Annotated in this window: 26 protein-coding genes and 1 pseudogene; 19 read left to right on the top strand and 8 right to left on the bottom strand. The window is 61.0% G+C overall.

The genetic code is table 11. The features are described 5' to 3' along the window. Positions 1-16: 16 nt before the first annotated feature. The 9 genes from NY023_RS03705 (at position 17) to NY023_RS03745 (ending at position 10,684) form a co-directional block, all read left to right on the top strand. Positions 17-1,483: an NAD-dependent succinate-semialdehyde dehydrogenase gene (locus NY023_RS03705; RefSeq protein ID WP_013970851.1), complete on the top strand. Its 1,467-nt coding sequence runs from the start codon at positions 17-19 to the stop codon at positions 1,481-1,483. Between the two features lie 12 nt (positions 1,484-1,495). Continuing rightward, positions 1,496-2,881 carry an aspartate aminotransferase family protein gene (locus NY023_RS03710; protein ID WP_024086251.1) on the top strand — a complete coding sequence of 462 codons (1,386 nt, stop codon included), beginning with the start codon at positions 1,496-1,498 and terminating at the stop codon, positions 2,879-2,881. 125 nt (positions 2,882-3,006) lie between these two features. Next, entirely contained in the window at positions 3,007-3,627 is a 621-nt protein-coding gene (ycaC, locus tag NY023_RS03715; protein ID WP_013970853.1) for an isochorismate family cysteine hydrolase YcaC, read from the top strand. A 229-nt stretch (positions 3,628-3,856) separates the two neighbouring features. After that, the gene (gene ppk2, locus NY023_RS03720; RefSeq protein ID WP_003256373.1) at positions 3,857-4,675 is read left to right on the top strand and encodes a polyphosphate kinase 2; all 819 of its coding nucleotides are present in this window, start codon (positions 3,857-3,859) and stop codon (positions 4,673-4,675) included. Positions 4,676-4,710: 35 nt separating this feature from the next. After that, positions 4,711-5,907 carry a monovalent cation:proton antiporter-2 (CPA2) family protein gene (locus NY023_RS03725; protein WP_013970854.1) on the top strand — a complete coding sequence of 399 codons (1,197 nt, stop codon included), beginning with the start codon at positions 4,711-4,713 and terminating at the stop codon, positions 5,905-5,907. Positions 5,908-5,946: 39 nt separating this feature from the next. Beyond that, positions 5,947-7,044: an AI-2E family transporter gene (locus NY023_RS03730; RefSeq protein ID WP_013970855.1), complete on the top strand. Its 1,098-nt coding sequence runs from the start codon at positions 5,947-5,949 to the stop codon at positions 7,042-7,044. A 13-nt stretch (positions 7,045-7,057) separates the two neighbouring features. After that, positions 7,058-8,578: an efflux transporter outer membrane subunit gene (locus NY023_RS03735; protein ID WP_013970856.1), complete on the top strand. Its 1,521-nt coding sequence runs from the start codon at positions 7,058-7,060 to the stop codon at positions 8,576-8,578. Then, positions 8,575-9,672, top strand: coding sequence for an HlyD family secretion protein (locus tag NY023_RS03740; RefSeq protein ID WP_024086253.1), 1,098 nt, complete (start codon positions 8,575-8,577; stop codon positions 9,670-9,672). The genes NY023_RS03735 and NY023_RS03740 overlap by 4 nt, the downstream gene beginning before the upstream one ends. Continuing rightward, complete coding sequence (locus NY023_RS03745) at positions 9,662-10,684, top strand: DUF2955 domain-containing protein (protein ID WP_013970858.1); 1,023 nt, start codon at positions 9,662-9,664, stop codon at positions 10,682-10,684. Before NY023_RS03740 ends, NY023_RS03745 begins: the two co-directional genes overlap by 11 nt. 89 nt (positions 10,685-10,773) lie before the next feature. On the opposite strand, the gene NY023_RS03750 is transcribed toward NY023_RS03745, so the two are convergent. Together NY023_RS03750 and NY023_RS03755 are read right to left on the bottom strand one after the other, a co-directional pair. Next, the gene (locus NY023_RS03750) at positions 10,774-12,486 is read right to left on the bottom strand and encodes a SulP family inorganic anion transporter (RefSeq protein WP_013970859.1); all 1,713 of its coding nucleotides are present in this window, start codon (positions 12,484-12,486) and stop codon (positions 10,774-10,776) included. 420 nt (positions 12,487-12,906) lie between these two features. Then, on the bottom strand, positions 12,907-13,584 hold the full coding sequence (locus NY023_RS03755; RefSeq protein WP_024086255.1) for a hypothetical protein: 678 nt from the start codon (positions 13,582-13,584) through the stop codon (positions 12,907-12,909). 205 nt (positions 13,585-13,789) lie between these two features. On the opposite strand from NY023_RS03755, the gene NY023_RS03760 reads away from it, so the two are divergent. From NY023_RS03760 to NY023_RS03770, 3 genes are all read left to right on the top strand, one after another. Continuing rightward, complete coding sequence (locus NY023_RS03760) at positions 13,790-15,151, top strand: hypothetical protein (protein WP_013970860.1); 1,362 nt, start codon at positions 13,790-13,792, stop codon at positions 15,149-15,151. Positions 15,152-15,211: 60 nt separating this feature from the next. Further along, positions 15,212-15,442, top strand: coding sequence for a helix-turn-helix transcriptional regulator (locus NY023_RS03765; protein WP_034019465.1), 231 nt, complete (start codon positions 15,212-15,214; stop codon positions 15,440-15,442). A gap of 409 nt (positions 15,443-15,851) precedes the next feature. Next, positions 15,852-16,577, top strand: coding sequence for an inovirus Gp2 family protein (locus NY023_RS03770; protein WP_044047210.1), 726 nt, complete (start codon positions 15,852-15,854; stop codon positions 16,575-16,577). Positions 16,578-16,580: 3 nt separating this feature from the next. On the opposite strand, the gene NY023_RS27670 is transcribed toward NY023_RS03770, so the two are convergent. After that, positions 16,581-16,652 carry a DUF4113 domain-containing protein gene (locus tag NY023_RS27670; RefSeq protein ID WP_230684674.1) on the bottom strand — a complete coding sequence of 24 codons (72 nt, stop codon included), beginning with the start codon at positions 16,650-16,652 and terminating at the stop codon, positions 16,581-16,583. Positions 16,653-16,793: 141 nt separating this feature from the next. Here NY023_RS27670 and NY023_RS03775 point away from each other — a divergent pair, with 141 nt between their 5' ends. Genes NY023_RS03775 through tnpC form a run of 4 tightly spaced genes read left to right on the top strand, consistent with a single transcriptional unit; the run spans position 16,794 to position 19,782 of the window. After that, on the top strand, positions 16,794-17,462 hold the full coding sequence (locus NY023_RS03775) for a hypothetical protein (protein ID WP_013970863.1): 669 nt from the start codon (positions 16,794-16,796) through the stop codon (positions 17,460-17,462). Positions 17,463-17,520: 58 nt separating this feature from the next. Continuing rightward, positions 17,521-17,838, top strand: coding sequence for an IS66-like element accessory protein TnpA (tnpA, locus tag NY023_RS03780; RefSeq protein ID WP_009405708.1), 318 nt, complete (start codon positions 17,521-17,523; stop codon positions 17,836-17,838). Then, the gene (gene tnpB, locus NY023_RS03785; RefSeq protein ID WP_009405710.1) at positions 17,835-18,170 is read left to right on the top strand and encodes an IS66 family insertion sequence element accessory protein TnpB; all 336 of its coding nucleotides are present in this window, start codon (positions 17,835-17,837) and stop codon (positions 18,168-18,170) included. Before tnpA ends, tnpB begins: the two co-directional genes overlap by 4 nt. A 49-nt stretch (positions 18,171-18,219) precedes the next feature. Further along, a complete protein-coding gene (gene tnpC / locus NY023_RS03790) occupies positions 18,220-19,782 on the top strand; it encodes an IS66 family transposase (protein ID WP_009405712.1) in 1,563 nt (520 codons plus the stop codon). A gap of 333 nt (positions 19,783-20,115) precedes the next feature. Here tnpC and NY023_RS03795 read toward each other — a convergent pair whose 3' ends face one another. Both NY023_RS03795 and chrA read right to left on the bottom strand, forming a co-directional pair. Next, complete coding sequence (locus NY023_RS03795) at positions 20,116-20,421, bottom strand: PadR family transcriptional regulator (protein ID WP_009405714.1); 306 nt, start codon at positions 20,419-20,421, stop codon at positions 20,116-20,118. 10 nt (positions 20,422-20,431) lie between these two features. Then, complete coding sequence (gene chrA, locus NY023_RS03800) at positions 20,432-21,637, bottom strand: chromate efflux transporter (RefSeq protein ID WP_029380191.1); 1,206 nt, start codon at positions 21,635-21,637, stop codon at positions 20,432-20,434. Between the two features lie 80 nt (positions 21,638-21,717). Here chrA and NY023_RS03805 point away from each other — a divergent pair, with 80 nt between their 5' ends. The 3 genes and pseudogenes from NY023_RS03805 to NY023_RS03815 form a co-directional block, all read left to right on the top strand. Next, on the top strand, positions 21,718-22,083 hold the full coding sequence (locus tag NY023_RS03805; RefSeq protein WP_013970866.1) for a hypothetical protein: 366 nt from the start codon (positions 21,718-21,720) through the stop codon (positions 22,081-22,083). After that, on the top strand, positions 22,083-22,283 hold the full coding sequence (locus NY023_RS03810) for a hypothetical protein (protein ID WP_016711371.1): 201 nt from the start codon (positions 22,083-22,085) through the stop codon (positions 22,281-22,283). The genes NY023_RS03805 and NY023_RS03810 overlap by 1 nt, the downstream gene beginning before the upstream one ends. A 168-nt stretch (positions 22,284-22,451) precedes the next feature. Continuing rightward, positions 22,452-23,012 (top strand): annotated as a pseudogene (locus tag NY023_RS03815) (GIY-YIG nuclease family protein); the annotation flags it as partial. Positions 23,013-23,584: 572 nt separating this feature from the next. Here the strand turns inward: NY023_RS03815 and NY023_RS03820 are convergent. The 3 genes from NY023_RS03820 to NY023_RS03830 form a co-directional block, all read right to left on the bottom strand. Continuing rightward, entirely contained in the window at positions 23,585-23,761 is a 177-nt protein-coding gene (locus NY023_RS03820) for a hypothetical protein (protein WP_013970869.1), read from the bottom strand. Next, positions 23,758-24,660 carry a hypothetical protein gene (locus tag NY023_RS03825; RefSeq protein WP_013970870.1) on the bottom strand — a complete coding sequence of 301 codons (903 nt, stop codon included), beginning with the start codon at positions 24,658-24,660 and terminating at the stop codon, positions 23,758-23,760. The genes NY023_RS03820 and NY023_RS03825 overlap by 4 nt, the downstream gene beginning before the upstream one ends. A 90-nt stretch (positions 24,661-24,750) precedes the next feature. Continuing rightward, positions 24,751-25,755 carry a YqaJ viral recombinase family protein gene (locus tag NY023_RS03830; RefSeq protein ID WP_044046890.1) on the bottom strand — a complete coding sequence of 335 codons (1,005 nt, stop codon included), beginning with the start codon at positions 25,753-25,755 and terminating at the stop codon, positions 24,751-24,753. Between the last annotated feature and the right edge of the window lie 68 nt (positions 25,756-25,823).

The following is a 25,823-nucleotide window of genomic DNA, read 5'->3' on the forward strand; positions in this document are numbered from 1 at the left end:
GGTATGGAGAACAGTCATGTCACACCACTACCCATTCAACAGCCTGTGCCACGTCGATGGCCAATGGCTGCACAGCCACAGCGGCAACAGCATCGCCGTGCATGACCCGGCCAACCGCCAGGTCATCGGCCATGTGCCGCTGCTCGACCACGAGCAGATCGTCGCCGCGGTGGATGCCGCCCAGCGGGCTTTCCCGGCCTGGCGCCAGCAGAGTCTGGACAGCCGCGCTGCGCTGTTGCGGCGCTGGGCTGAATTGATGCTCGAGCACCAGGAGGCTCTGGCGCGCATTCTCAGCGAGGAACAGGGTAAGCCGCTGGCCGAAGCACGCGGTGAAATCGCCTATGCGGCAAGCTTCATCCCCTGGTTTGCCGAGGAGGCCCGGCGCCTCAACGGGCAGACTATCCCCAGCCATATTCCGGGTGCCCAGCTGAGTACGCTGAAGGAGCCCGTCGGGGTCTGCGCGCTGCTCACCCCGTGGAACTTCCCCAGTGCCATGATCACCCGCAAGGCGGCTGCGGCGTTGGCGGCCGGCTGCACGGTGGTGGTCAAGCCGGCCCACGAAACACCGTTTTCGGCGCTGGCCCTGGCCCAGCTGGCAGAGGACGCCGGCTTCCCGCCGGGGGTGTTCAACGTGGTAATCGGCGAGCCGCAGATGGCCATGGAAACCCTGGTGTGCGACAGCCGCGTGCGGGCGGTCAGCTTCACCGGCTCGACCCGTGTCGGCAAGCTGGTGCTGCAAGCCGCGGCTCAGGATGTGAAGAAAGTGGCGCTGGAGCTGGGCGGCAACGCGCCGTTCATCGTCTGCGCCGATGCCGACCTGGAGCTGGCCGTGCGGGTGGCCGTGGCCGCCAAGTTCCAGACGTCTGGCCAGGACTGCTGCGCGGCCAACCGGATCATGGTGCAGCGGCCGTTGTACGAAGCATTCCTGATGCGTTTCGCCGAAGCGGTGCGGGCGCTGAAGGTTGGCCCGGCGATGGTCGATGGCGAGGAGACGGCGGCAGAGGTCGGCCCGTTGATGCACCAGGCCGCCTTCGATGCCACCCAGGCCCGGGTCGAGGACGCCCTGCAGCGTGGCGCCCGGCGCCTGGTCGGTGGCGAGGGCCATGCGCTGGGTGGCTGGTTCTTCCAGCCGACGGTGCTCGCCGATGTCACGCCGGCGATGCGCATCTACCAGGAAGAAAACTTCGCGCCGATTGCCGGGGTCATGCCGTTCGACACGCTGGAGCAGGCCATCACCATGGCCAATGACACCGAGTACGGCCTGGCTGCCTACATCGTCGGCAACCGCCTCGATGTCGTGCACCCGCTGGTGCGCCGGCTCGACCACGCGATGGTGGCGATCAACGGCGTCAAGTTCACCGGCCACCCCATCCCGTTCGGCGGCATGAAGGCCTCGGGCCTGGGCCGCGAAGGCGGCAGCGAGGGCTTCGAACCCTTCGTCGAAACCAAATACGTTTGCTTGCACCACCACGGTCAGTTCTAAGGAGTGTTTGCCATGAGCCAAGATTTCAGCCAGCTGTTCGAACAGGACCGCGCCCACTTCATGCACCCTTCGACCCACGCCCATGATCACGCCAGCGGCGCGCTCAAGGGCCGGATCATCACCGGTGCCGAGGGCATCCGCCTGCGTGACCATGAAGGCCGCGAACTGATCGACGCCTTCGCCGGCCTGTACTGCGTGAACATCGGTTACGGGCGTACCGAGGTCGCTGACGCGATCCATCGTCAGGCCAAGGAGCTGGCGTATTACCACACCTACGTCGGCCACTCGACCGAAGCGATCATCGAGCTTTCCAGCCGCATCATCGACTGGGCGCCGGCTGGGATGAAAAAGGTCTATTACGGCCTGTCGGGGTCCGATGCCAACGAGACCCAGGTCAAGCTGGTGCGCTACTACAACAACATCCTCGGTCGTCCACTCAAGAAGAAGATCATCTCTCGCGACCGCGGCTATCACGGCTCGGGCATCATGACCGGCAGCCTTACCGGCCTGCCCAGCTTCCACCAGCATTTCGACCTGCCGGTGGAAGGCGTCAAGCATACGGTCTGCCCGCACTGGTACCGCAAGGCACCGGCCGGCATGGATGAGCAGGCCTTCGTGCGCTATTGCGCCGACGAGCTGGAGCAATTGATCCTGGCCGAAGGGCCCGACACGGTCGCCGCGTTCATTGGCGAGCCGCTGATGGGCACCGGTGGCATCATCGTGCCGCCCAAGGGCTACTGGAAGGCGATCCAGGCCGTGCTCGATCGCTACGACGTGCTGCTGATCGCCGACGAAGTGGTGTGCGCCTTCGGCCGCCTGGGCTCGAAGATGGGCAGCCAGCGCTACGACATCCGCCCGGACCTGATCACCACGGCCAAGGGCCTGACCAGCGCCTATGCGCCTCTGTCGGCAGTGATCGTTGGTGAGAAGGTGTGGAACGTGATCGAAGAAGGCTCGCAGAAGGCCGGCCCGATGGGCCACGGCTGGACCTACTCTGGGCACCCGATCTGCGCGGCGGCGGCGCTGGCCAACCTGGATATTCTCGAGCGCGAGAACCTGACCGAGAATGCCGAAGTGGTGGGTGCATACCTGAACCGGCGCATGCGCGAAACCTTCGAAGGCCACCCGCTGGTAGGTGAAGTACGGGGTGACGGCATGCTTTGCGCAATCGAGTTCATGGCCGATCGCGAGGCGCGTACGGCGTTCGACCCGGCGTTGAAAGTCGGGCCACAGGTGTCGGCAGCGTGCCTTGAGCGCGGGATGATCGCCCGGGCCATGCCGCATGGTGACATTCTCGGTTTCGCACCGCCGTTGGTGCTGAACCAGGAGGATGCCGAGAAGATCGTCGCCATCACCAAGGTGGCGGTCGATGAGGTAGCTGGCAAGGTACTCGGCTAAGCATCGCAGGGGCCGCCGTGCGGCCCCATCGCCGGCCTTGGCAGGCGAACCGACTGACGGTCCCATCCACCTTTCATCCTTGCCTACGCTGATATTCCCAACCCGCTAACGCAAGGAAACCCGTCATGGCCTTCCAATACAAGCGTCTGGACAAGAACAACGCCGCCGTGCTGCTGGTCGACCACCAGACCGGCCTGCTCTCGCTGGTAAGGGACATCGACCCCGACCGCTTCAAGAACAACGTCCTGGCCCTGTCGGACCTGGCCAAGTACTTCAAGCTGCCGACCATTCTCACCACCAGTTTCGAGACCGGCCCCAACGGCCCGCTGGTGCCCGAACTGAAAGAGCAGTTCCCCGACGCCCCGTACATCGCCCGGCCTGGCAACATCAACGCCTGGGACAACGAGGACTTCGTCAAGGCCGTCAAGGCTACCGGCAAGAAGCAGCTGCTGATCGCCGGCGTGGTGACCGAAGTGTGCGTGGCCTTCCCGGCACTGTCGGCGCTGGAGGAGGGCTTCGAGGTATTCGTCGTCACCGATGCCTCCGGCACCTTCAACGAACTGACCCGTGACTCGGCCTGGCGGCGCATGGAGGCCGCCGGGGCGCAACTGATGACCTGGTTCGGCGTGGCCTGCGAGCTGCACCGTGACTGGCGCAACGACATCGAAGGGCTGGGGACCCTGTTCTCCAACCATATTCCGGACTACCGCAACCTGATGACCAGCTACAACAAGATGGCCAAGTAATCCGGCCTTGAAGGCACCCCGTACCCTGTGGGGGCGGGTTCACCCGCGAATGCATCGGTAGCTTTGATGACGCATTTGCGGGTAAACCCGCTCCTACACCCACCCCGGAACACTCACCAGCACTCGTAGAATCAATGAGATAGAGGCAAGCCTGCGAAATCCATAAGCGAAGCGGCAAACTGCCATGGATCGACCATACTGACTCTTCATTCGCCCTCAGGAGAGTGCCATGTCGAAGTCGTCCAGGAAGAGAGACCCCAAGGACCAGCCGGAGAAACTGGGCGGCAAGGCGTACGAGAAGGAGCTCAAGCAGCTGCACGTGGAGCTGGTGAAGCTGCAGGAATGGGTGGTGGCCAAGGGCCTGAAGGTGTGCATTGTCTTCGAGGGCCGCGATGGCGCCGGCAAGGGCGGTACCATCAAGGCCATTACCGAGCGCGTCAGCCCGCGAGTATTCCGCGTGGTGGCGCTGCCGGCGCCAACCGAGCGGGAAAAGAGCCAGATGTATGTGCAACGCTACCTGGGCCACCTGCCTGCCGCGGGCGAGGTAGTGATCTTCGACCGCAGCTGGTACAACCGCGCCGGTGTCGAGCGAGTGATGGGCTTCTGCAGTGAAGAGCAGAGCAGCAAGTTTCTCACCGTGGTGCCGCTGTTCGAAAAGATGATGGTCGAGTCGGGGATCATCCTCATCAAGTACTGGCTGGAGGTCAGCGCCGAAGAGCAGACCCGCCGCCTGCAGGACCGCATCAACGATGGCCGCAAGCTGTGGAAGCTGTCGCCGATGGACCTCAAGTCCTACACACGCTGGGATGAATACACCCGGGCCCGCGACGAAATGTTCGCCGCCTCCGACTCGTCATGGGCACCGTGGTTCATGGCCCATTCCAACGACAAGCGCCGTGCCCGGCTGAACATCATCAGCCATCTGTTGACGCGCATTCCCTACAAGGACATCACCCGTGACGGGCTGGTGAAATTGCCCAAGCGCGGCAAGATCGGCAAATACAAGGCCGTCAACTACCCGTTCAAAGTCGTCGAAGAGCGTTTCTGATCTCTCCCCGCGGGGAGCAGCGAGGGTGCGAGCCTATGCCACATGATGGCAGCCTGTTGCAGGCGACGGTGGTGTTCCTGCTGGCCGTGGTGCTTCTGGTACCGCTGGCGCAGCGTTTGAAAATGGGGGCGGTGCCCGGCTATCTGCTGGCGGGCATCCTGATAGGGCCATCGGTATTTGGCCTGCTGAACAACCCGGATAACGTGGCACGCCTGTCGGAGATGGGTGTGGTGATGTTGCTGTTCGTCATCGGCCTGGAGCTTTCGCCGCGGCGTTTGTGGGGCATGCGCCGGGCGCTGTTTGGCGTCGGCTCGCTACAAGTGGGCCTGAGTGCTGTAGTGCTTGGCCTGCTGGCGTACTGGCTGTTCGGCCAGTCGAAGCCGGCTGCCATCGTGCTGGGCCTGGGCCTTGCGCTGTCGTCAACTGCGTTTGGCCTGCAGGTACTGGCCGAGCGCAAGGACCTGGGCAAGCCGCACGGCCGCCTGGCCGTGGCGATCCTGCTGTTCCAGGACATTGCCGCGATCCCGCTGATTGCCGTGGTGCCGCTGCTCGGTGGTGATGTCAGTACCGCCGACGAAGGCGCCTGGCCGGTGTTGGCGGTGGTGGTTGGCATAGGTGTGCTGATCATCTTTGGCCGCTACCTTTTGACCCCTGTCTTCAAATGGACAGTCGGTTCTGGCCTGCCCGAGCTGTCTACCGCTACCGCCCTGTTGGTGGTGCTGGGCACCGCCTGGGTGATGGAGCACGTAGGTGTGTCCATGGCGTTGGGGGCGTTTCTGGCGGGCGTCCTGATGGCCGAGTCGCCTTTCCGCCACGAACTGGAAACCCAGATCGAGCCCATCAAGGGGTTGCTGCTGGGGCTGTTCTTCGTTGGCGTGGGAATGAGCGCCGACCTGCGCCTGCTGTTCGGCATGCCGTTAATGGTGCTGGGGCTGACCCTGCTGCTGGTGATGATCAAATTGCCGCTGCTTTATGGCCTGGGCCGCACCGCAGGTGGGCTCACCCAGGCCCAGGCGCTGTGCCTGGGCGTGGTGCTGGCGTCTGGCGGCGAGTTTGCCTTCGTGGTGTTCAAGCTGGCGTTGGATCATCAGGTGCTGGGGCAGCAGGTGCATGACCTGCTGGTGCTGGCCATCACCTTGTCGATGGCGGTAGTGCCGTTGGTAATGATGGCCCTGGCGCGGCAGTTGCGTGACGACAGCCCCACACCGGCAGCCCCTGAAGCGGGCCACTGAATCGCGCCACATGGCGCACCTGGAGTTCGGAGGTGAAGCATGCAACCGGGTATCAAGATGGACAGCCGCCTGTCGCGGGGCTTGCTCGATGTGCTCATCAAGGCCGGCCTGGTGGCTGCGCTGGTGATATTCGCCTTCCAGACGTTCCAGCCGTTCCTGGAGCTGATGCTGTGGTCGGTGATCCTGGCGGTGACCTTGTACCCGTTGTATTGCCGCATCCAGCGCCGCACAGGGCTCAAGGACGGGCTTTCGGCGACGCTGGTCGTTCTGCTGGTACTGGTCGTGCTGCTGGTGCCGATCTACCTGGTGGTGATGTCGATCGGCGAATCGGTGGACAGCCTGGTGACGCTGCTGAAAAGCGGGGCCTGGACCGTGCCGGCCCCTCCCGACTCGGTGGCGGCCTGGCCGCTGATCGGGCCGAAGGTGCATGCCTTGTGGCTGGCCGCCTCGGAAAACATGGCCGGTGTGCTGAACCAGTGGATGCCCCAGCTCAAGGGTGCCGGGCGCACGGTGCTGGGGGCTGCAGCCAGTGCGGGCGGCGCGTTCCTGCTGTTCATCGCGGCGATCATCGTCTCGGGCATCATCATGGCGTTCGGTGACCGCGGCGAAATCGCGGCGCAGCGCATTGCCATGCGGGTGTCGGGGGAGGAGCGCGGCAAGCCATTGGCCAAGCTGTGCACCGCCACCATTCGCGCGGTGGCCCAGGGCGTGATCGGCATTGCCTTCATCCAGATGCTGCTGATCGGTGTCGGCTTCGTCATCAAAGGGGTACCGGGAGCGGGGATGCTGGCAATCGTCATCCTCATGCTGGGGATTGCCCAGGCACCGGCCACGTTGATAACGGTGCCGGTGATCATCTACATCTTCAACGTCGAAGGCTTTACCGTGGCGACCATCATTTTCGCCATCTACACCTTCGTCGCCGGGCTTGCCGACAACGTGCTCAAGCCGCTGCTGCTGGGGCGCGGGGTGGACGTGCCGATGCCGGTGGTGCTGATCGGGGCATTGGGCGGCATGGTGGTCAAAGGCATCATCGGCCTGTTCATCGGGCCGGTGATCCTGGGCGTCACTTATGTACTGTTCTGGCAGTGGGTGGCGCTGCAGGTGCCGGAAAATCCCGTCGAACCGTCGGCGTAAGCCAAGGCCTGCCATGCCCGGACGCTTCTGTGGTTTTGCACTGAGCCTGGCTGCCGCGTTGGTGGGCTGTACCCAGGTCGGCCCGGATTTCCAGCCGCCGCAGGACCCGTGGCTGGGTACCTGGAATACCCCGCTGCTGGAGCAGGCCGGGCAGCAGGCCGCGGCGCCCGACCTTCGTCAGTGGTGGGCCGTGTTCGCCGACCCTGCCCTGGATGCCTTGATCGCCGAGGCCGATGCCAATAACAGCAACCTGCGCGTGGCTGGTTTGCGCGTTGCCGAAGCCCGCGCCCAGTTGGCCATCGTGCAGACCGGGCGTTATCCACAGCTGCAGCAACTGCGCGCGCAGAGCCTTTACCTGAAGCAGGATCAGTCCGGCACCGCCACCGCTCGCGACTCGGTGTTCTGGCAATCCAGCGCGGGCTTCGACATTGGCTGGGAAATCGACTTCTGGGGGCGCTTCAGCCGCGCCATCGAAAGCGCCGACGCCGTCTACTTCGCCTCCCAGGCCAATTACGCCGATGCCATGCTGCTGTTGCGTGCGCAGGTGGCCGACACCTACTTTGCCCTGCGCACCGCCGAGGCGCGGCTGGATATCGCCGAAGAAAACGCCCGCCGCCAGGCGCGCAGCCTGGAGATAACCGAGCGGCTGTTCCGTCATGGCGAAAACGACGAACTCGACTGGCAACAGGCGCGCACCCAGTACCTGGCTACCCAGGCCACCATCCCCGAGTTCCAGAACCAGCTCAATGCCCTGCGCAACGTGCTGTGCTCGCTGCTGGGCCGCGCGCCCGGGCCGCTGCCACAGCTAGATGCCGGTCATGGCCAGTTGCCGTTGCCGGACCGTGCCGTGCTGCAGGATGTGCCCGCCCGCCTGCTGCAGCGCCGCCCGGACATCCGTGCCGCCGAGCAGGCGGTAGCGGCGCAGTCGGCGCTGGTCGGGGTAGCCGAGGCCGACCTTTATCCACAACTGAGCCTGTTGGGCAGCATCGGCTGGAGTTTCGTCACGGCCAATCATTTGCCCGATACCTTCGACATCGCCGCCGGGCCCAGCCTGATCTGGAACCCGTTCGACTACGGTCGACGCAAGAACGCTGTGCGCGTGGAAGATGCCCGCTTGCAGCAACTGATCGAGCTGTATCACCAGGATGTGCGCGAAGCCGCCCGTGAGGCCGACGATGCCGCCAGCGGGCTGGTGCGCTCGCTGCAGAGCGCAAGTATCCGCGACCAGGCCTCGCAGGCCGCGCAGCGCTCCCTGAACCTGGCCAGCTCGCAGTACCGCGAAGGCTTTGCCGACTTCCAGCGCGTGCTCGACGCCCAGCAACTGCTGCTGCAGCAACAGGACGGCTACCTGGTCAGCCGCGGCAATGCGGTCAGCAGCCTGGTGACGCTTTACAAGGCCCTGGGCGGCGGCTGGGACGCCAGCCGCGCACCGATCGACCCGGCCACCCGCCAGCAGATGCAGCAACGCACCGACTGGGGTGAGCTGCTTGACGAACCAGGCCCCAGCGCACATGCACAAGGTGAAACGAAATGAGCGACACCACGCCGACGCCATCCCCGCCAGCCCCCGATCGCGGCATGCGCTGGGTGCTGCTGCTGATTGTCGTGAGCCTGCTGTGGTACCTGCTGGCCGATCGCTTCACGCCCTATACCCAGCAAGCCCGCCTGCAGGCCTACGTGGTGCCGGTGAGTGCCGAGGTGGCTGGGCAGGTGAAGCGTGTGGCGGTGGGCAACAACCAGGAAGTGCGCAAGGGCGATGTGTTGTTCGAACTGGACCAGGAGCAATATCGCATCGCCCTGGCCCGAGCCGAAGCCGACCTGGACACGGTACGCCGGCAGATCGGCGCCCACACCGCTGGCATCGACTCGGCCCAGGCGGCGCTGGTGGCGGCCCAGGCCAACGAGCGCAAGGCCCGGCAGGACGCCGAGCGGCTCAAGCGCCTGATCGATGAAGACCCGGGCACGGTGTCGGTGCGCCGCCTCGAGGGCGCCCAGGCCACCCGCGACCAGGCCATCAGCCAGGTGGCGGCAGCCCGTGCCGAAGTTGAGCGGGCCCGTGAGCAGCAGGGCGGGGCGCAGGACGACAACGCCCAGCTGCGCAGCGCGGCGGCCAATGTGGAAAAAGCCCGGCTGGACCTGGCGCGCACCATGGTACGCGCCGATGCAGACGGGTTGATCACCGACCTGCGCACCGACGTTGGCCACTATGTTGGCGCCGGCAGCCCGATGATGACCCTGATCGCTATCCATGACGTGTGGATAAGTGCCGACATGACCGAGAACAACCTAGGTCGGCTGCGCCCTGAAACCCCGGTGCTGGTAGTGCTTGATGCGCTGCCCGGCACGGTGTTGAAGGGGCGCATTCGCAGCATCGGCTACGGTGTGAGCGTAGGCCAGAGTGCCCCGCCAGGTACGTTGCCGACCGTACAGAACAGCCGCGAGTGGCTGCGCTCCGCACAGCGCTTCCCGGTTATCGTCGAACTGGAGCGTGACCAGTTGCAGGACAAGACCGTATTGCGGGTCGGTGGCCAGGCCGAAGTCATGGCCCTGCCAAGCGAGGGCAACCCATTGAACCTGCTGGGCCGGCTGTTCATGTGGCTGATGAGCTGGCTGTCGTATGCCTATTGAACTACGCCGCCTGCGTGCCCTGCGCCTGGCCTGGGGCGTGGCGCTTTGCCTGGCGGTGAGTTTCGGCATCGGCTTGCCGGTACCGATCCTGGCGCCGGTGTTCGCGGTGTTGTTGCTGGCCATGCGCAGCCAGCCCTTGCCCCTGCGTGCGGCACCGGCCTTGGCGGTGCTGGTGCTGCTTGCCTGCGGCAGCGGGCTGCTGCTGATTCCGCTGCTGCGCCATGCCCCGGTAAGTGGGGTGTTGCTGGTGAGCGTGGGGGTTTTCCTTACCTTGCGTTATGCACTGAAAGGCGGCAATGGCCTGTTGGCCAATTTGCTGGTTATCGGCCTGACCATGATCGCTGCCGCCGGCACCAGCGACTTCAGCCTGGCGCTGTCGGTGGTCGAAGCGCTGGCCAAAGGCATGCTGCTGGCGGTGCTGGGCACGGCAGCGGCGCATGTGCTGTTTCCCGAGCCGGCCGATGCGCCGGCGCAACCGGCACCGCCTCTGCTCGACGGTGACCAGGTGAGCTGGGTTGCCTTGCGTGCTACGTTGATCGTCATGCCGGCCTTCCTGCTGGCGCTGATCGCCCCGGACCAGTACATGCCGCTGATCATGAAGGCAGTGAGCCTGGGGCAGCAGGCCGGTGAGACCCGCGCACGGCATGCCAGCCGCGAGCTGATCGGCTCGACCTTGCTGGCCGGGTTGCTGGCGATATTGATGTGGGGCGCGTTGAGCCTGTTCGTGCACCTGTGGATGTTTTTTCTGTGGGTGCTGCTGTTCGTTCTCTGGCAGGGGCGCAGGCTCTACCGTGCGGTGGATACCAGGCAAAGCCCGGCGTACTGGGTGAGTTGCCTGACGACCATGCTGATCTTGCTGGGGCAGTCGGTGCAGGACAGCGCGGGCGGGCAGGATGTGTACCGCGCCTTTGCCGTGCGCATGGCGCTGTTTCTGGCGGTGTCGGTGTATGCCAGTGCCATGCTGATCTGGATCGACCGGCTTCGGATGCGGCGTGGGCTTCTTCGCGGGTGAACCCGCTCCTACAGGTATCGTGTTGCCCATGGGATCACGCAATTCTTGTGGGAGCGGGCATGCCCGCGAAGAGGCCAGCCCAGGAAAACCTAGGGCTTCCAGTCAACCCCACTCTCTTCCAGGTAGGCGTCCACCGCTGCCCCAACAGTGGGATGAAATGCCGACTCCCCCATATGCTCGAACAACTCGAACTGCCGCATCTTGTCCTTTACCGGGTCCTTCATCTCGGCAAACTGCAACTCCACCCCCCGCGCCTCCAGCGCCCGGTCCAGCTCGGCCAGCATGTCCGCCGAGGTGATATCGATGCTGGTCACCGGCTCTGCCGCGATCACCAGCCGTTGTACCGGGGTAGGCGATGCATCCACCGCCGCCATCACCGTGCTCTGGAACTGTTCGGCATTGGCAAAGAACAGCGGGGCATCCCAACGCAGCAGCACCAGCCCCGGAATGCGTCGGGCCTGTGGATAACGCTGCACATCATGGTAACCGCGGGTGCCATCCACCCGTCCCAGCACCGCATGATGCGGCCGCCAGCCGTCCCACAGGAATTCGATCACCGATATAGCCACGGCAATGCAGATACCGGGAATGGCCCCGAATACCGCTACGCCGACGAAGCAAGTGAACGACAGCCAGAATTCCCATTGCTGCATGCGGAAGATGCGCTTGAGGTCGGCGAACTCGAACAGGCCCAATGCTGCGGCAATCACCACTGCCGCCAGGGCGCTGTTGGGCAGGTGTTGCATCAGGTTGGGCGCCACCAGCAGCAACAGGGTCACCGCCAGCGCGCCGATAATACCGGTGAGCTGAGTCTGCGAGCCGGCCGCTTCGGCCACGGGGGTGCGCGATGAGCTGCTGCTGATGGGGATGCCCTGGAACAGCCCCGAGGCCAGGTTGGCCACACCCAGGCCGAACATTTCCTGGTTGGGGTTGACCGGGGCCTTCATGCGCGCGGCGTATGAACGTGACAGCACACTGGTATCGGCGAACGACACCAGCGCTACTGCGATGCCACCGAGCAGCACCTCCACCAGGTCGATATCGCTGACCCAGGGGAACACGAAGCTGGGTAGCCCCTGGGGCAGTTCGCCGAGCACTTTCACGCCTTGCTGGTCGAGCCCCAGCAGGCTCACCGCCAGCGTGGCCAGCACCACAGCAATGAGAATGCCCGGCAAACGCTTGAACGGCTTGAGCAGCAGGATCAGCGCCAGGCTACCGCCACCGACCACGAAGCTTGGCCAATGGCCCTGGCCGGCGAGCAATGCCTGGATCAGGTTCCAGGTATCCCGCAGTGGGCCCTGGCTGTCGACCGACAGGCCGAACAGTTTGGGCAACTGGCTGATCAGCACCGTGAGGGCGATGCCGTTCATGTAGCCATAGCGGATCGGCTTGGACAGCAGTTCGGTGATGAAGCCCAGGCGCAGCAAACCGGCGATCACACAGAACGCCCCGGCGACCAGGGCCATCATGCTGGCGATGGCGATTGCCCGTTGCGGGTCGCTGGCGGCGTACTGCACCACCACTGCCAGGATCGGCGCGGCCAGCGCCGAGTCCGGGCCCAGCACCAGGATGCGGCTGGGGCCGAAAAGGGCGTAGGCCAGCAGCGGGATGATGGTGGCGTACAGGCCGTAGATGCCAGGTACGCCGGAAGCTTCGGCATAAGCGATACCCACCGGCACCAGCATGGTGGTGAGCACCAGGCCGGCGGCGATGTCCCTGGGTAGCCAGGCGGGTTGGTAGTGGAGCAGGGTGACCAGGCCGGGTAACCAGCGTTGCCAGTCGAGGCGGGTTTTTTCGGGCATGGGGCGTGCGTCCAGGGGAGGGTGCTGAATCACAGCTTAGATGCTGAATTCCGGGGCCGCTCTGCGGCCCTTTCGCGACACAAGGCCTTTGATGCAATGTCCAGAAAATGCGTGGTAGCTGTGGGAGCGGGCATGCCCGCGAACACCGGCGCAGCCGGTGCCAGGCACCGCGTTGGATTCTTCGCGGCTAAAGCCCACAGGGGGAGCGTGCCGCTTGCCAAATGCCAGAAAAAACAAAACCCCTTGAGGCGTTGGCCTCAAGGGGTTCGTGGGTACTGCAGTCTGGCGCTTAGACGTTATCCGCTAAGTCAGGCCTGAGGCAGCCGCCAGACCTGAGGGGGTGCCAACTTCTTAAAATTATGTACCCGGTTCTGTACCCGGTTTTGTGCTTCGTGCCTGCTTCAGTGTGAGGTGAGATGATTAGCGCTCGTCATGCCCTCGGTCAGTTGTCACTGCGTCTCTGAAGGCAATGTAGGCTAGCTTGTCCTTTAGGTCTTTCATTTTGGACTCCACAAGCTTCGACACATCTTCATCGCTTGCGGTGGGTGGCGTTTCGTCAGGCCACATTAGCTCCCAGCGAGCTAAAAGCGTTAGGTAGCGCTCGGTGTATTTCAGGGTTTCATCTAGTTGAGCCTCGAACAAGGCTGATTGCTGGTTGGCAATCGCGAGCTTTCGCGCTACTGACTCTTTGAGCTGCCTTTTATAGTCCCTTTCTGCGTTGAGAGCTTTCCCTTCCTCCTCAATTAGCGAAGTGATCGTGGCTGTTTCGTCCTTTTTTTGCTTCTGGGCGATGGCGTGTAGGCGGTCAATCGTTTCGTTCGTCAGCGTAAAGGTGATGGGCTGCCTGCCATTGCTGTCCGAGCGATAGCGGCGCTGACGGATTGCTCCCTGGAGCCTGATCACCAGGACTGGCATGTCTTGCTGAATCTGCCTGATAGCAGAGGCGACGTGCTCATAACTCGCAAACCTAGTAAACGCGTCACCCTTAAGTTTGCTCATGTAGTCGGCGCTGAGGCGATGCTTCAGGTACTCGGCGGCCCATTTCCATTCGTCATCCTGCTTTCGTAGCCACTTCAGCGGTTTCTCGTTTTCTGACATCTCATCCTCCAGGCGGGCCGTTTTGGCTATGAGCCAAAGCCAAGCCTTCGGGAGAGATTTATACCGTTACTGTTTCGTTACGCAACCGTTATCAGCTTTGCCACTGATATGTTAGTAAAACGTTACGTGTTGTTATGTGAGTCGTTACTGTAACTAAGGTATAGTAGATATAGGGTATATTTCCGAGTTAAAAATTGGAGGTTCTATGCTTGCTAGGCTTCTTGATGCGAAGCTAAGGGCGGGTGATCCAGATGCTAAATTTTTGCTCATTGCATTCTGGAAGCACTATGGCTCGGTGACGCCTAAGCCTCGTTCGCAGAAGCAATTGGCTGAAGACCTGCGGCTTCCGGTGCAAGCAGTTTCAAAAGCGGTTGCCCAACTGGTTGATGTGGGGGTACTGCGAGTCGTTACTCAGCCTGAAGGGAAGGGGCGGCCAAGGTGTACCTACGAGATGAGCAAAGCTATCCAGTCGGCTCTGCGGGATGTCGAGGAAAGGACGCTGAACCACCCCGGTTTGGTCAAGCATGTCTTGGGTGGCGAGCGCATCAGGGCCATCTGGTCTGGCTGGAAGGACGATGCGCCGACTGCGAAGGAGCTCAACACACGCTCGCGAGACGAGAAGCGAGTTGCTCCAGTGCGGCAGGGGAAGCTCAGCTTGGCGAATCGTTTGCTGCTCATGATCTTGCTAAGCCATGCAGATCCGTTTGGGGTTGCCAGGGGGCTGAGTAGCAAGGAGCTCTGCTTGCTGACGGGAATGGATGCGGCCTCTCTCAAGCAGCGCTTGCGCAGGCTTACGGAGCTGGGATTCATTCGTAGACACATACCTGGGTTGGCGAGTCCGATTTTCGCTGAGAAGCTCAGGAGCGTTTATTGGCTTAATCTGAACCACCTTCAGCTTTCACCTGCTGACGACGTTGTTTCCGTCGTGGTGCATAAGAAGGCCGCCGATCAAGACATCGACTACAAGTTTTTGGCTGGCGTCAGACTTGATCGCAACTCCTTCCTAAGGCGAGGGGAATACTTGGCACCTCGCAGCGTGGTTCGTCTCTTCAGGCGAGCGCCAGATCATGCGTTTGATCAGCTTGAGCTTTTTATTTGTGACTGCGTATTGGGCTTTCTGTCGCGCCACTGGGTTCAGGCTGATTCCGCCGGATGGGGAAAGGTGCGCGGTGTGGACTCGACGGTGAAGGAGCAAGTGGCGGCATTCTTTCGACTGCCGATGCTTGATCCCAAGGACAAAGCGATTCTGGACCACGAGGAGATTTTCGACTTCTTCCACCACCAAGTCCTTGAGCTGGCCAGAGAGGTGGTCCAACGTTTTTCGCAGGTATCCAGCATTGATCTGGCCAGGGTTAGCTACATCTTGGTTCCGGCGCATGTGTCGACTGGCCACCGTTGCATCGCTCTGTTGACTGAAAGAGCCTCGGACGAGGGTCTGGCCAAGCATTGGATGGTCACCAAGGGGTGCGATGATCCTGTGGTGAAAAGCGTGTTAAGGGAGGTGGATATTCCGCTGGAGCTGCGCGAAAAGTCAGGGTTGCTCACGCCAGCACGAGCTGCTGGGTAACAGGCAGTTTTTTTATACGGCCCTCGCAGATCCTCTGGGACATACAGAGGAGCCCTGCTGATGCGAATTTTCCGCTTACAAGACGTGATCACTGCTACTGGCCTGTCTAGGTCGACCCTGTACAAGTACATCTCGGAAGGCACCTTCCCGAAACCGGTATCGTTGGGCGACCGCTGCGTCGGCTGGGTCGATAGCGAGGTGCACGACTGGATCCTGGCCAGGATTGAGGAGCGTGACCAGGCTGAGGGTGCTGCTACGCGCCCGATTGGCCATCTGAGTATGGCCGGCTAGAACCGCTCCTGCGCCATGATCGGCTTCGGCTGGTCATGGCGCTTCTGCCGCCGTTCAGTCACTGGCTGTGCGGCCTCTTCGGCTTGATTTATTTCCGAAATCCGAACTCGGCAAAAATTGCCGCCATGGCGGGAAGATTGAGGTGGCTTTGCCCGAGCTGGTCGGAGAAGGAAATTGCGGTGCGGGTATTATGCTTTTACTAGCTATTACCACCCGAAGGGTTCACGCCTAACCGAGTAGCAACCTTCACTGGCCTACACAGGGAGTCGGACACTGATCCACCACCTGAGAGGCCATCACTACAGCGTATCCAGAGAGACCAACCAACGGATCAGGCGAGGACAGGTAACGGTTAAAAAGTACACAGCAGGCACTGGTTATGAAACTCAACCAACGAGAGGTCATAACCATGCTCAACGATACCGAACCCACCCAGCGCTACCCACTCCGTCATCCTGATAATCCCAACCTCCATCTGCACTACGGGGATACCTTCGAGGGCTTTCCCATACAGATCGAAGTAGGCCCCTTTATTCGGGAATACCTGTCTGATCTCAAGCGCACCGTCGACCTGGCATTGGCTGAGTATCCGAGGGTCTTGGCCTACAGGGTGGATCTGCGTTTGCCTCAGGGTGTCGAGCTACCCGACTTCGCCTATACGAATCAGGTCATCAGCCGGTTCTTCGAATCGTTTACGAAGAAGATCCAGTACCACCAGGAGCGGGTGGCTGAGCGTGGCTACTCGCGTGGTTGCAAAGTACGGTACGTCTGGTCGAGAGAGATCGGTCAGGGAGGCCGCCAGCATTATCACCTGCTGATCCTGCTTAACCGTGATGCCTATTACACCCTAGGGCTGCTGGGCTCAGAGAGGGTCAACATGATCAGCCGCATAGAAGAGTCATGGGCCAGTGCGCTGGGGTTGTTGATGTCTGAAGTCGATGGGCTGGTACATATCCCCGAAAATCCAACGTATCGGATAGATCGGCATCCCCGTATGCGGAAGGTTGCATGGTCAGAACACAAGGTTCTTGTTGATGAGCTACCGGATCTGTTCTACCGGGCCAGCTACCTGTGTAAGAAAGCGACCAAGTCCTACGGGGATCGTCAGCGGGGATTCGGCACTAGCCGAGGGTAGTGGCTAGTTCGCCTTTGCGACCATTAACTCAGACCAGCGAGTGGTGTAAGCCGGGGAGAGCAATTCTCTTCGCATAGCCCACTCGACTGGCTTGGTGATGCGTCCCGGCTGCAGCGTTCCACGTCCTCAGCAGTTTTTGATAGCTTCCATGGGGCACAGGATCATTTTCACATGCCAATGCTCGTTCCTTTATGCGTTTCAAGAAAGAGGGCCGTTATGGCTAACGAATTTGATCTGGATGAGCTGGAAGCGGAGCTTTCCGATTTCGCCACGTCAGACAAGAAGACCGGCCGCACTCCTCGCGAGGAGCGCATCATTGCCGGCTTCGAAGACATTCAGCGCTTTGTTGAGGAGCACGGCCATGCGCCGCGCCACGGCGATGATAAAGACATCTTCGAGCGCCTGTATGCCGTGCGCCTGGATCGCCTGCGCGATCAGGAAGAATGCCGCAGCCTGCTCATGCCTCTCGACCATCAGGGCCTACTGAATGCGCTTGAGGTACCAGAGCCACAAGGCGACTACAGCATCACGGACGACGAACTGTTGGCGGAACTGGCCGGCGGCGACGAGGGTTCGGATATTCAGAACCTCCGTCATGTTCGCAGCAATGCCGAAAAGCGTGAGGCCGAGGAGATTGCACAGCGCGAGCGTTGCGAGGACTTTGAGCGGTTCCAGCCGCTGTTTGAGCAAGTGCAGCGCGAGCTGCAGTCGGGCGTTCGAGTTACCCGCAACTTCATGAGGGATACCACCGTTGAGGCTGGGCAGTGGTTTATTCTCAGCGGCCAGACTGCTTATGTAGCTGAGCAAGGTGAGGACTTTGATTCGCCACAGGGCAAGAAAGATGGTAAGCGGCCAGAGAACACACCTTCAGAAATCCGGAATTAAGGGCGATGGTGTCCGCCTATTTTAAGCGGACGCGATCACCCTTATCGCTAGGATTTCCATGCGCCAACGAAGCTCCTATCCCAAACCCTTTAAGGCCCAGGTCGTGCAGGAATGCCTGAAACCCGGTGCCTCAGTTTCCAGCGTCGCCATCAGCCACGGCATCAATGCCAACGTGATTCGCAAGTGGCTGCCGATTTACCGTGATAAACCCGTCGCGCCACTTCCCGCGTTTGTACCGCTGCAACCGATTCCTAAACGGCAAGCTGATGAAGCCGTGGTCATCGCACTGTCGCTGGGCGACAAATCCATCACGGTAAAATGGCCCATCTCCGACCCGGACGGCTGCGCACGTTTTATCCGCAGCCTCTCGCAATGATGCGCATCGACGCCATCTGGCTAGCCACCGAGCCCATGGACATGCGCGCCGGCACCGAAACTGCGTTGGCCCGCGTGGTCGCTGTGTTCGGTGCGGCGAAGCCGCACTGCGCTTATCTGTTCGCCAACCGCCGGGCCAACCGGATGAAGGTGCTGGTGCACGATGGCGTGGGCATCTGGCTTGCCGCGAGGCGTTTGAACCAAGGCAAGTTTCACTGGCCTGGCACTCATCGCGGCTTGGAAGTTGGGCTCGACGCTGAACAACTTCAAGCGCTGGTGCTCGGTTTGCCATGGCAGCGAGTTGGCGCTAACGGCGCAATCACAGTGATTTAGCCTTGCTTTTCAGCTGTGGCAGGTGGATCGCTTTGGTAAAATCCACGGCATGACTTCCTCGCCCAATCTCGCCCAAATGACACCCGAACAACTGCGCGCACTCGCTGCGCAGTTGCTGTCGAAGGTCGACACCATGGCGCGAAAAATCCATCGTGACGAGACGATCATCGAGCAGCTCTCTCACGAGATTGCCATCCTCAAGCGCCACAAGTTCGCCAAGCGCAGCGAGCAGATCAGCCCAGCGCAAGGCAGCTTGCTGGATGACTTGCTCAACACCGACCTTGAGGCTATCGAGGCAGAACTGAACGCGCTTCGTCCCGCCCCAACGTCGGACGAACCCCGCCAAAAGCCCAAGCGCGCGCCGCTACCGCCGCAGTTCCCACGTACCGTCATTCGTCACGAGCCAGAGAACACCCAGTGTGTCTGCGGGTGCCAGCTTCAGCGCATCGGCGAAGACGTTAGCGAGAAGCTGGATTACACACCTGGCGTGTTTACCGTTGAGCAGCATGTACGTGGAAAGTGGGCCTGCCGCCAGTGCGAAACACTGATCCAAGCACCGGTGCCGGCCCAGGTGATCGACAAGGGCATCCCGACCGCAGGCCTACTGGCGCATGTGATGGTAGCCAAATTCGCTGACCATCTGCCGCTGTACCGGCAAGAAAAGATCTTTGGCCGTGCAGGCCTGGCGATCCCGCGTTCAACGCTGGCTCAATGGGTGGGCCAAACTGGCGTACAGCTACAACCGCTGGTGGATGCACTGCGCGAAGCGGTGCTGGCTCAGCGAGTCGTGCATGCCGATGAAACTCCGGTGCAGATGCTGGCTCCCGGAGAGAAGAAAACGCATCGAGCTTATGTCTGGGCTTATTGCACGACGCCTTACTCGGCCCTCAAGGCGGTGGTCTACGACTTCAGCCCCAGCCGCGCCGGCGAACATGCGCGCAACTTCCTGGGCACCTGGAACGGCAAGCTGGTCTGTGATGACTTCGCGGGTTACAAGGCCAGCTTCGACCTGGATATCACCGAAATCGGCTGCATGGCGCATGCCCGCCGTAAGTTCTTCGACCTGCATGCAGCGAACAAAAGCCAGTTGGCCGAACAAGCGCTGCACTCAATCGGCGGGCTGTACGAAGTCGAACGGCAGGCCAAAGACATGTGCGATGAAGAACGATGGCGATTACGCCAAGAAATAGCGGCGCCCATTGCACAGAAGTTACATGAATGGATGCTGGCTCAGCGCGACCTCGTGCCCGAGGGGTCGGCCACGGCCAAGGCTCTGGATTACAGCTTGAAACGCTGGGTAGCGCTGATGCGCTACCTGGATGATGGTGCCGTACCCATCGACAACAACCCGGTGGAGAACACGATCAGACCATGGGCGCTTGGGCGCTCCAATTGGTTGTTCGCCGGGTCTCTGCGCAGTGGCAAACGAGCGGCAGCGATCATGAGTTTGATCCAGTCGGCACGCATGAACGGGCATGATCCGTACGCATATCTCAAGGATGTACTGACGCGATTGCCGACGCAGAAAGCTAGTGAGATCGAACATCTACTGCCGCATCAGTGGATGCTGCGTAATTGCATGGACTTGACCACCCGTTTGCACTCGACTTGACCAGTTGTTTGCATCGAATTTGAACCGCGCACGGGTACGCCCTGACCGGCAGAAATCGACCGACTCTGTTGAAAAAGTCGGTTCGCCCAAACAGCCCGGTCATTGACTGGTTAAAACGCCTTTTTTGCACACTGCTACGTGAAATCTGAGTCCGGAAGCCTCTGCCGAAAGTAAAGATTTCAATCTCGGACGCATACTTTTCTGCTGCGGAAACCATGGTCGACTTTTTCAACAGAATCGGCCAAAAGCGGACGTAGCTAATAGACCACTGCTTTCGGTCAGTGCGCGGTCATGAAAGCAAGTAGCTGGCCGCAGGCACTCCGGATAAGGCCATCAGCGCCCTTCGATTAACTCTCCGAACAACTCCCTGACCTTGACTTTGGCATCCGCCAACGCGACTCGGCCTTCATCGGTAATCTCGTACATGCGTCGCTCACGGCGCCCGGTACGCTCATGGTGCGAGCGCAGATAACCTTTCTTTTCCAGACCGTGCAGCATCGGATACAGCGTGCCCGCGCTAAGCTCGTAGCCGTGGTGTCGCAACTCTTCGATGATGGCCAGCCCGAAGATGGGAGCCTCGGCGGCGTGGTGCAGGATGTGCAGGCGGATCAACCCGCCGTAGAGGTCTTTGTCGGTCATTCGCCGCCTCTCACAGGGCAATGCTCAACAGCCCGCCTAGGATACCGCTGCCCAGCACGACCAGCCACGGCGGCAGCTTCCAGAACATCAACGCCACCAGTGCCACAAGGGCCAGGCCGAAGTCTTGCGGGCCATGAATCGCACTCGTCCACACGGGCTGGTAGAGAGCAGCCAGCAGCAGGCCGACCACGGCCGCATTGATGCCGAGCAGTGCAGCCTGCGTGCGCAGGTTACGGCGCAGGTGTTCCCAGAACGGCAGGGCACCCACCACCAGCAGGAAAGACGGCGCAAAGATCGCCAGAAGGCAGATCAGGCCGCCAAGCCAGCCAGTTGGTGCTTGGTTCATCGAGGCGCCGAGAAAGGCTGCAAAGGTGAACAGAGGCCCCGGCACGGCCTGCGCCGCACCATAGCCCGCGAGGAATGCATCATTGTCGACCCAGCCTGTTGGTACGACCTCAGCTTGCAACAGCGGCAGCACGACATGCCCGCCACCGAATACCAGCGAGCCGGCGCGGTAGAAGGCATCCACCATCGCCAATGTCTGATTCGGGAACACAGCTGCTAGCAACGGCAGCCCCAGCAGAAGAGCAAAGAACAGCGCCAGCCAGAACAGGCCAACGCGACGCCGCACGCTGATCGGCAGTGGATCATGGGCCTCTCCCTGTTGCGGTTTGAACAGCAGCAGGCCGACGATGGCTGCAAGGATGATGACACTCACTTGCCCCCAGGCAGAGGGTATGAGCAGCACGAAGCAGGTCGCCGCCGCCATGATGGAAATACGCGGTGCATCGGGACACAGATTGCGCGCCATGCCCCAGACCGCCTGGGCGACCACTGCCACGGCCACCACCTTCAAACCGTGCAGCACGCCAGCAGGCATGGCATCACCATAACTGGCGATGCCGAGTGCGAAGAGGATCAGGGCAATTGCGGAGGGCAAGGTGAAGCCCAGCCACGCGGCCAGCGCGCCGCGATAGCCAGAGCGCGACAGACCGAGCGCGATACCGACCTGGCTGCTGGCCGGCCCTGGCAGAAACTGGCAAAGGGCGACAAGATCCGCATAGCTGCGCTCGCTCAACCATTGTCGACGCACCACGAACTCATCGCGGAAATAGCCCAGGTGTGCGATTGGGCCGCCGAAGGAGGTGAGCCCCAAGCAGAGGAAGATCAAAAAAACAGCCCAAGGGCTACGGTCAGTCTTGGTGATCTCAGTCATGGTCATTACTTGATCTGTGACAGGGTTGGATGAAATTATCGATGTACGATAGCGTAAATCGATAATTGAGGTCGACCATCATGGAACTCATTCTGATCGGCTTTGCGGCACTGCTGGCTTCAGGGCTGACGTTGCTCTCTGGCTTCGGTCAAGGGACAGCGCTGATGCCAGTATTTGCCCTTTTCTTCCCCTTGCAGCTCGCTATTGCGGCCACCGCCGTGGTGCACTTCGCCAACAATCTTTTTAAGCTCGGGCTGATGGCCCAGCAGACTGATTGGTCGGTTGTGGTGAAGTTCAGCTTGCCGGCTGCCTTCACGGCAACCCTGGGCGCAGGCTCACTGGCGTTCTTCGACCAACTGCCGCGCGTCGGCCCATCTGGACACCATGGTCTTTCAGCATCCGGAACGACGCGGAAAGAACTCCTTGGAAGCTACGCACCAGACTGATGTGCGAACTTCTGGCCGGCGATGTGGGGGTAGATGTTATGCACGCGATGCGGCCGCAGTTCGCACTGCAGATCGACATAGGGCAGATCGCCGCCGATTTGGTGAAAGAGTTCAACAAGACGCCAGCACTCAAAACCTGGGGCTGGATGTGCATCATTGATGGCACGCCGCAGATGATGCCGCCCACATCGTTTTTGTAGCTATTCAGTTACGCCGTGCTTTGAGTGGTCAGATCCAATGCAATTGGCTGGTCAAATCCGATGCCAACAGGTGGTCAAGTGCAATGCAAACGCTTGGTCAAGAGAGGTGCAATTTCCCAGGATGCCTGGCTGATCTACGCAAGGCGTATTCCCCGTACGCTTACGAAAGATGCGCGTCTGAGAGTAATTTTTTCCAACGGTACGCAAAGCAATCTGCTGCGACTTTCGCTGGTGCGAGCTCTTTACAAAGATGATGCCGGTCGCCGTATTACAGATGCGGATGCGGGGCCTCTGTTTGGCGAAACACTGGAGCCCGATGACATCGAGAGTGGCACCATTTACGTGCTGCGCAGTCACTCAACGCATCCCTTCGTAGCCGAACATCGCGAGCTGATCCACAAGATCGGCGTCACCGGTGGCAAGGTGGAAACTCGTATCGCCGGGGCTAACAAGGACGCCACCTACCTGCTGGCGGATGTTGAGGTGGTTGCCACCTACAAGCTGCACAACATCAATCGTACGCGGATGGAAAACTTGTTCCATCGTCTGTTCAGCCCTGCCCAGATTGAGCTGACGATCCCTGATCGCTTCGGTAATCCGGTCAAACCCCGGGAGTGGTTTTTGGTACCGCTGCACGTTATCAACGAAGCTGTGGAGCGCATTCGCGACGGTTCAATCGCCGGCGTTATTTACGATCCCGCGTCGGCATCGTTGCGAAGTGTCGGCTGAACCGAGCATTTGTCCCGTGAACATTCGTTCCCTGCAAGCCCGCTGGATGCAACGCTGGGAGACTCAATCTCATCGGCTGCTAATTGACCGTTCCTTGTTGAAGATTTGGTAGAGTCACTCCTTCAACTGAAGGAGTGCTTCACATGGGATTTTATATCGAGTGCTACCGTGGGGCTGAGTTTTTACACGCTGGGCAACCCAGCACGATCAGCGCCGATCAGATAGAGCAAGTCGTTGATGAGACGACGCAGGTATCAACACCTGCGTTCAAAGGTGGCGATGAGGTTCGTCGAGCTACGTTCGTTGCGACTACACCTCAAGGGAAATTCACTTGGCATGTACTCTTCAGTACCGGTGACGCCGATGACTGTGTGGAGGACGTTACGCTTGTCAGCGCTCCGTTGGATGCAGTCGTCAAGGTGAGTCCTGGGTTTAAGATCAGGGACGCAGATAGCTGAGTCCCCCACGGGCTTGGCTGATTAGCAATCGCACATCGGGCCTTATTTGCGAGACAAAAAATAAAGAATGTCCCGCCCTCAGTGGAGCGGGACATCCGTTTCCTCTGACGTCGGTCACTTGCTTTTTGGTGCTGCCTGGAGTCGACAGAAGATCCAGCACGCCAGTACCACCGCTATCAGCAGTGGTGGAAATCGCACCATCACAATCACCAGTAACAAGACCGCCAGGCAGCCTGCCAGGATCCCGGCAAACATCATCGCAGCACCGAAAGTGCGTAGCAGACGTTTCATACTTCTACCTCTTGGCGTGTGGCTTGCGCGTCCAACTTCTCAGCCAGGCTGGGCTTGCTGTAGGTGGCTTGTGGTGTGATTGTTGAGGCGGGCACTTCACCTTCTGGGTAGAACTCTTCCACGATGGCGCTGGCATCCTCCTCGCTGTCCTCGAAGGCTCCGTTGCCGAAGCCGCGTCGTGCTGCCTCATCCAAAGCAGCCTGGTTGAAGCCAGCTGCCTGACGCCGTGAATCGAGTTCACTAGCTGTCACCAGAGCTTCAGCCATGTCCATGCCCCCGCGTACCGTCAGATCGGCGTAGAAGATTGGCGTACCATGGCTCTGGCGCGTCGACTTCCCGCGTAGACGCAGTTCCAGCGGCAGACAGGCCAAGCGATTACCCGAGATGGCCTGGAAGTAATGCATACGAGCGGCCAGGGTGCGGATGCTGTTGAAGCCAGTGGTGCGAAACACGAAGCTGCCCAGCGGATCCTCATCACCAATGACCACGTTCAGTCGGCCGTAGGGTTTGCAGGCACCGCCTTTGGCGAGTGGGCAGGCATCCGGCGACGGGCAAGGCATCGACTGCATGCCGTCCTGGGTAACCCGCTTGCAGGTTTCGCCATTACCGACGCAAACCGGGCGCCCCGATTGCCGGTCGAACAGCGTGTAGTCAGCCCGGAAATTCAGCTCCGGCTCGTTGAACAAAAGACGTACCGGAATGCTGCGCAGCTTGTCGTCCTTGCCCAGACGCAGCTCTTCATTGAGCGGGTGCAGCAGCCAGCCGTCCTTACCCTGCACCTGGGAGGTGATGGTGAATTGGTCATCCTTCTCCGGCAGGCGCTTGCCGTTTTTCTCGATGACCTTACCGATGGAAATCCGCCCGAGCACCGGCGGAGTGATAGCCAGACCTTTGAGCATGGTGAGTCTCCTGGAAATGAAAAAAGCCAGCCACGCAGCGCGAACTGCATGGACTGGCCAAGGGGAGGGAATGGTTGGAGTAGTGGCGGTTCAGCCGACCAGGAAGCGCCGTGCACCCTGCTTCAGCAGTGGGTACTTGGCCTGCAGGTAGGGTTTGTCCTTGAGCAGTTGAGCAACATCGAGGCCGATGCTGTCCTTGGCTTTGCGCCAGCTGACATAGCCGCTGGTGAACTCAGCCCGACTGGCGTCGCCCATGGCCTGCTGCAGCATCTGCTTAAGTTCAGCCTCACGCTTTTCCCTGTCGGCAATCGACTGGCGCACGGCTTTCAGCTCTATATAGGCTGCAGTGAGCCCGGCATGCTGGCTGAAGTCGACGACCTGGCCGTTGTCCTCTGGATAGAGGCAGCGAAGTGCTGACTCAGCGGAAGCAGTGCCATCAGCCGCCGGTGGTGTGTCGGTTTCCACGTAGTGCCAGAACTGGCGCTCCAGCTCAATCAGGCGAGCAATCATCTGCTCGTCCCGCTCGATACGGTGGATCTCCAGCGTTTGGCCACCCAGCAGCACCGCCACATCCGCCGCCTGCTTGCCGGTGACGGCGAGCTGGTGCATCACCTGCAGCTGCACATATTCCGGCACGCCCTCTTTCCAGAGGCGTGCCCCGTTTATGCCGGCTGTCTTGCACTCCAGGATCTGCACATCGTCAGCCCCGATCACCTCGCGGTCGATGTTGGCCAGCATCCAGGGCAACTCCGGATCCGGGTGCTGCAGCACGGCGTTGATACGCCGCACCTTGTTCTTCGTGCGCTTGCTGTAGTGCCAAGCAACGACTGGCTCCAGTACGTTGCCCCAGTACATCGGGCTTTCCTCATCCTGAGGATCAGCCTTGGGCATGCCGGCATCGCGCCCGGTCTTCTCCAGCCACAGCTCCAACTGCGACTTGTAGGGGTTGAGGCCTACGGCAGCCGCAGCGTCTGAGCTGCCGATGCCTTGCTTGCGGATCTGCAGCCAGTCCTCGCGTGGCAGTTCCTTGGTGCTGACCAGGCGTAGTGCAGGGCGGGCTTTGCTGGTGCTGCGATTCAATGAAGTGGCTTTCATAACGTTCACCTTGCAGAAATAGAAACGCCCGACCTGCAACGAAGCGGGTCGGGCGTTATGGGGGGTAA

It is taken from the genome of Pseudomonas sp. NBB (genome assembly GCF_032701105.1).
GTDB lineage: Bacteria > Pseudomonadota > Gammaproteobacteria > Pseudomonadales > Pseudomonadaceae > Aquipseudomonas > Aquipseudomonas asiatica.